The 4521-nt window shown below is 61.7% G+C and carries 4 protein-coding genes and 1 rRNA gene; 4 read left to right on the top strand and 1 reads right to left on the bottom strand.

Annotated features, from left to right (window positions below):
- Window positions 1-165: 165 nt before the first annotated feature.
- Window positions 166-1002: an META domain-containing protein gene (locus QZY07_RS17350; protein WP_295405441.1), complete on the bottom strand. Its 837-nt coding sequence runs from the start codon at window positions 1000-1002 to the stop codon at window positions 166-168.
- Between the two features lie 151 nt (window positions 1003-1153).
- On the opposite strand from QZY07_RS17350, the gene QZY07_RS17345 reads away from it, so the two are divergent.
- The 4 genes from QZY07_RS17345 to QZY07_RS17330 all read left to right on the top strand — a co-directional run.
- Complete coding sequence (locus QZY07_RS17345; RefSeq protein ID WP_295405439.1) at window positions 1154-2140, top strand: hypothetical protein; 987 nt, start codon at window positions 1154-1156, stop codon at window positions 2138-2140.
- A gap of 11 nt (window positions 2141-2151) precedes the next feature.
- A complete protein-coding gene (locus QZY07_RS17340; protein WP_295405437.1) occupies window positions 2152-2907 on the top strand; it encodes an efflux RND transporter periplasmic adaptor subunit in 756 nt (251 codons plus the stop codon).
- Window positions 2908-2950: 43 nt separating this feature from the next.
- On the top strand, window positions 2951-4084 hold the full coding sequence (locus QZY07_RS17335) for a DegT/DnrJ/EryC1/StrS family aminotransferase (protein ID WP_295405435.1): 1134 nt from the start codon (window positions 2951-2953) through the stop codon (window positions 4082-4084).
- Between the two features lie 329 nt (window positions 4085-4413).
- A 16S ribosomal RNA gene (locus QZY07_RS17330) occupies window positions 4414-4521 on the top strand; the annotation flags it as partial.

Here is a 4521-nt window from a genome sequence, read left to right as displayed (position 1 = left end):
CTTTCGACGCTCGATCCGAGGATCTTCCAAGGAGGTGAAATGCTCAAGAATGCTTGCTGACATGAGAAACTCCAATCGTCGTTTCTCGCTAGCATCCGTCAACTACCCGAAAAACGGAATGTTTAAACGCGCTCGCCCTGGAAGTTTCGCGGGCGCTTGACCGCATCACTCGGCCGGAACGACCGGAGCGGGCATCGCGGGCGCCTGAAACCGTGCGGCGGTCTTGCCGTCCGCGTCGAGGAGCGTCAGTTGGCGGCCTTCGATCCGATAGCCGGCGACGGTGCCGAGCGCCGCGGCGTAGGTGGCGGCCTGTGCAGCGACGGCGTCCGGACCCTGGCAGGTCATGCGGGTGGTCGCGATCGGACCGATGGTCAGGCGGTCGCCTTCGAGTCGGTAGCCGCTCATGTAGCGATTGCAGCCATCGGAGCCGCCCAGCGTGCCCTGCTCGCGGAATTCGAGACGGATGTCGGCGCCGGCGAGGGGCGAGACGAGCGCCTGTTTGCCGTTGTTGTACACCTCCAGCATCCAGGTTTCGCCTACCAATGGCGATGCCTGGAACGCCTGAAACCTGAGCAGGATCTGGTTTGCCGCGTCGAGCAATTCGAGCCGGTCGCCGACCTGTCGATAGGCGACGACGCGGGCGAGCGCGGCGGTGACCGCCTGTTCCTGCTGCATCAGCGATTCGGGGCAGGCCATCATGGTGGACGCCAGATGCTTGTCGATTGTCAGGCCGGTGCCGTCGAGGCGGTAGGCGCCGGTGATCTGGTTGCAGCCGGCGTTGCCCGCGATCTGTCCGGCGGTAAACCGAAAGAGCGCCGGTTTGGCCTTAGCGATCGCCGCGACGGGACCGTCGGCGGACGGGTAGTCGGTCAGTTGCCAGGCCGGCCCCTCCAGCGGGCTGAGGAGAGGCTCGACCGCAGACGCGGACTCGGTCGCGCCGACCGCGCTGGAGAGCGCGGCGATCAGGAGCATGGCGATGCGCGGATGACGGATCTGTTGCATAAAAAAATCTCCGGAAGGATTGCAGTCGAAAGAAGCAGTCAGTCTGCGCCAAATCACTTGAGCCTTGCCCCCCGCACCGTTTACTCTCTCGATCAAGATCGCGGTGGCCAATGCGTCAATCCACTCTCCACAGACTCCTGCGTGAAGATCCATGCGCCTGTCGATTTCCGTTTCGTCCCTGATGATCGTGTTGTGCATCCTGGCGGCCGTCGAGACCGCGACGGGCGTGGCGTGGGCGGTTCCCGACCCGCTGAGCCTGGAGCAGTCGCTGAAGGCGCTCGCGGCGCATCCGCGCATGACGGCATCCGCAGACCTTGAGGCGCGCCTGCCGCGACGCCCGTCCCTGTATCTGGATTGTCATGGGCTGGCATTCAACCACAGTCTGTTCGACGATCCCAACCGAAATCAGCCCCTGGCGGCCCTGCTGTCGCCGCTGGCGGCGCAACAGATGGAGATCATGGCGCGGTTCTTCGACGTGCTGCTGGCGGATTTGAGTTTTGCCAGCGAGAGCGAGGCGATGGCGGTTGCCTATATCCAGTTCGACCGGGCGTCGGTGCGCCGTCAACTCGGTCAGTTGTCCGAGCTGCGGGTGCTGGAACTCGCAACGGTCTATCAGGATCTGCTCCATCGCCGGGCCGCCAGCGAGATCGGCCAGCAATGGACCCGGTCGTTGTTGGCTCAGGCGCTTGGGCAGCCCGAGGATCTCCCGAGGAATCTGACCGAGCCAGCCCTGCCGTCATTGCCTGATGGGTTGCCAACGCTCGATGAGCTGGTTTCCAAGGCCACCGAGGGCCACGTCGCGCGCGTGCCGAGCCAGGATCGCCCGGAATCGGATCGCGCGCTGATTCAGTGGGAATTGCGTCAACAGATCCTGGAACTGCTGCTGCGGTTAAAGGCATTGGTCGCGGCGGAGCGCAGCGTGCATGCCGAAGCGACCTGGCGCGATCTGAAGCTGGACGAGAGCCGTACCCTATACGATCAGGAGGTGACCGCGGATCTTGGTTACTCCATGAGCCAGCAGACCCAGACCCGTTTCCTGGAAAAGCGCGTGGCCTATTGTCAGGCGTTGACCTGGGCCGAGCTGAACGCGCTTGCCGGCCAGCCCCTATGGGCGCCAACATCTCGGGAAGAACCATGATGTCGCGTGGGTTGATCGCTCTTTTCCTCCTGCTGTCGGTTGCCCACGCGCGGGCCGTGGTGGAACTCAAGGGATGGCTCGAATGGGTCCAGGAAGTCGAGATGCGGGTGCTGGAGAACGGCGTCGTCGACGAGGTCGCGGTCAGTGTCGGTCAGCATGTGAAGAAAGGCGATCTCCTGTTGCGCATGGATCAACGTGAAGCCAGAGCGAATTTATTGGATGCGCGCGCGCGCGTCGCCCGCGAGCGGGTGACAGGCGAGCAGGCCCAGCGCGAACTGATCCGCAGCCAGGAACTCTTCGACCGTGGATTGATTGCGATCGAGGAGTTGAAAGACGCCGAACTCAAGCAGGTCGCCGCAGCCGCCGAGGGGGAAGCGGCGAAGGCCATCGAGGCATCCAGGGCGGTCGCCCTGGAGCAGACCGAACTGCGGGCGCCCTTCGACGGGATCGTGGTGGCGCGTCATGTCTGGAATGGCGCCGTCATTTACAAAACGCTCCAGCAGGAACCGCTCATCGTCATTGCGCCCGACGATCGGATGCTCGCCCGTGCCCTGGTCACCGCCAATGTGCTGCGAGGTGTCAAGCCCGATCAAGCCGCAAAGGTGACGGTGAATGGGACGGTCCGCGAGGGTCAGGTCTACAGCCTGGGGGTACAGTCGGTGCGCGTCGAGCTGGAGGGCGCCGTTTATTATCTGGATATCGTCTTCGACCGGCGGACCAATGAGTTGCTCCGTCCGTCCGAGACGGTGCAGATCTTGCTGCCCTGAGACGATTTGCTGTGCGTAGCACCATCATTGATAGGCAAAATGAATGCAATTTATTGATTTAAAAACCCAATACAGCCTGATCGAAGAAAACGTCAAGGCCCGGATCGAGACCGTGCTGCGGCACGGCCAATTCGTCATGGGACCAGAGATTCAGGAGTTGGAGGAGCGGCTGGCCGAGTTCGTCGGGGTGCGTCACTGCATCGGGATGTCGAGCGGCACGGACGCGCTGCTGGCCGCCATGATGGCGCTGGAGATCGGTCGCGGCGACGAGGTGATCACGACGCCTTTCACCTTCATCGCGACCGGCGAGATGATCGCACTACTCGGCGCGCGCCCGATTTTTGTCGACATCGATCCGGTCACCTACAACCTCGATCCCGAATTGCTGGAGGATGCCATCACCGGACGGACCCGCGCCATCCTGCCGGTGTCTCTGTACGGGCAGTGCGCGGAGATGGACGCCATCAACACGGTTGCCGAACGTCATCGGTTACCCGTCATCGAGGATGCGGCGCAGAGTTTCGGCGCGACCGATCGGGGGCGGCGCTCCTGCGGGCTATCGCTGATCGGATGCACCTCGTTTTTCCCGGCCAAACCATTGGGCGCCTATGGCGACGGCGGCGCTTGTTTTACCGGCGACGACGCACTCGCCAAGAAGCTCCGGGAGATCCGGAATCACGGTCAGGATCGGCGCTATCATCACCCGAGCCTGGGTCTGAATGGGCGTCTCGATACGATTCAGGCGGCTGTCTTGCTCGCGAAAATGGATATTTTCCCCGACGAGATCGCGGCGCGGTCGCGGTTGGGAGATCGCTATACGGCGTTACTGAACGAACGTGGAGCCGCATCGACCGCCACCGGAGACTCATCGGTGCTAACGCCCTTCATCCGACCGGGCAATTTGTCCGTCTACGCGCAGTATACTATTCAGGTGCCCAATCGAGAGGAGGTTGCTGAGCGGCTTCAGCAGCAGGGGATTCCGACCGCCATTCATTATCCTGTTCCACTGAACGAGCAACCCGTGTTTCGTGTCGGTCTGGAGACAGGTGCAACCCCCGTCAGCGCCACCGTTGCGAAGCGCGTCATCAGTTTGCCCATGCATCCTTACCTGTCAGAGAACGAGCAAATCCAGGTGGCGGATGCTGTCTCTAAGGCGGCTGGCTTGACTTCGTCGTAAACAATCTGTTTGCCTGTGATCGGTATTGACAGCGATTTCTCGGCATTGGTAGAGTATTCGGCTTGCTTAACGGAGTTCGGGAGCGGGAAGGAATCTGGGCGTTGGGGGGTTGACAAGGCCCTGAGGGAGCGTAGAATGGTCGGTCTTGGCAGTGCGGAAGTGTTGGATTTTCTCGCGGTGCCGCCAGTTCTTTAGCAATTTGTTCAGATGTTTTGTGAAGGGGCTTCGGCGCGTTGTCGCAGGCCCTGAAGAGCAAGCGACGAAGCGTTTCCTTTGGGAGCGGTTTTGTCGAACGAGATTACGCTGCCTTGTGCAGTGTTTGCAGTATTGAACTGAAGAGTTTGATCCTGGCTCAGATTGAACGCTGGCGGCATGCCTAACACATGCAAGTCGAACGCGAAAGGGCCTTGGCCTGAGTAGAGTGGCGGACGGGTGAG

The organism is uncultured Thiocystis sp., assembly GCF_903866365.1.
Taxonomy (GTDB): domain Bacteria; phylum Pseudomonadota; class Gammaproteobacteria; order Chromatiales; family Chromatiaceae; genus Chromatium.
This window is presented reverse-complemented; position numbering and strand designations above follow the sequence as displayed.

Coding starts and splice junctions, on each gene's coding strand:
- QZY07_RS17350 (WP_295405441.1), bottom strand. CDS start 1,002: ATGCAACAGATCCGTCATCCGCGCATCGCCATGCTCCTGATCGCCGCG.
- QZY07_RS17345 (WP_295405439.1), top strand. CDS start 1,154: ATGCGCCTGTCGATTTCCGTTTCGTCCCTGATGATCGTGTTGTGCATC.
- QZY07_RS17335 (WP_295405435.1), top strand. CDS start 2,951: ATGCAATTTATTGATTTAAAAACCCAATACAGCCTGATCGAAGAAAAC.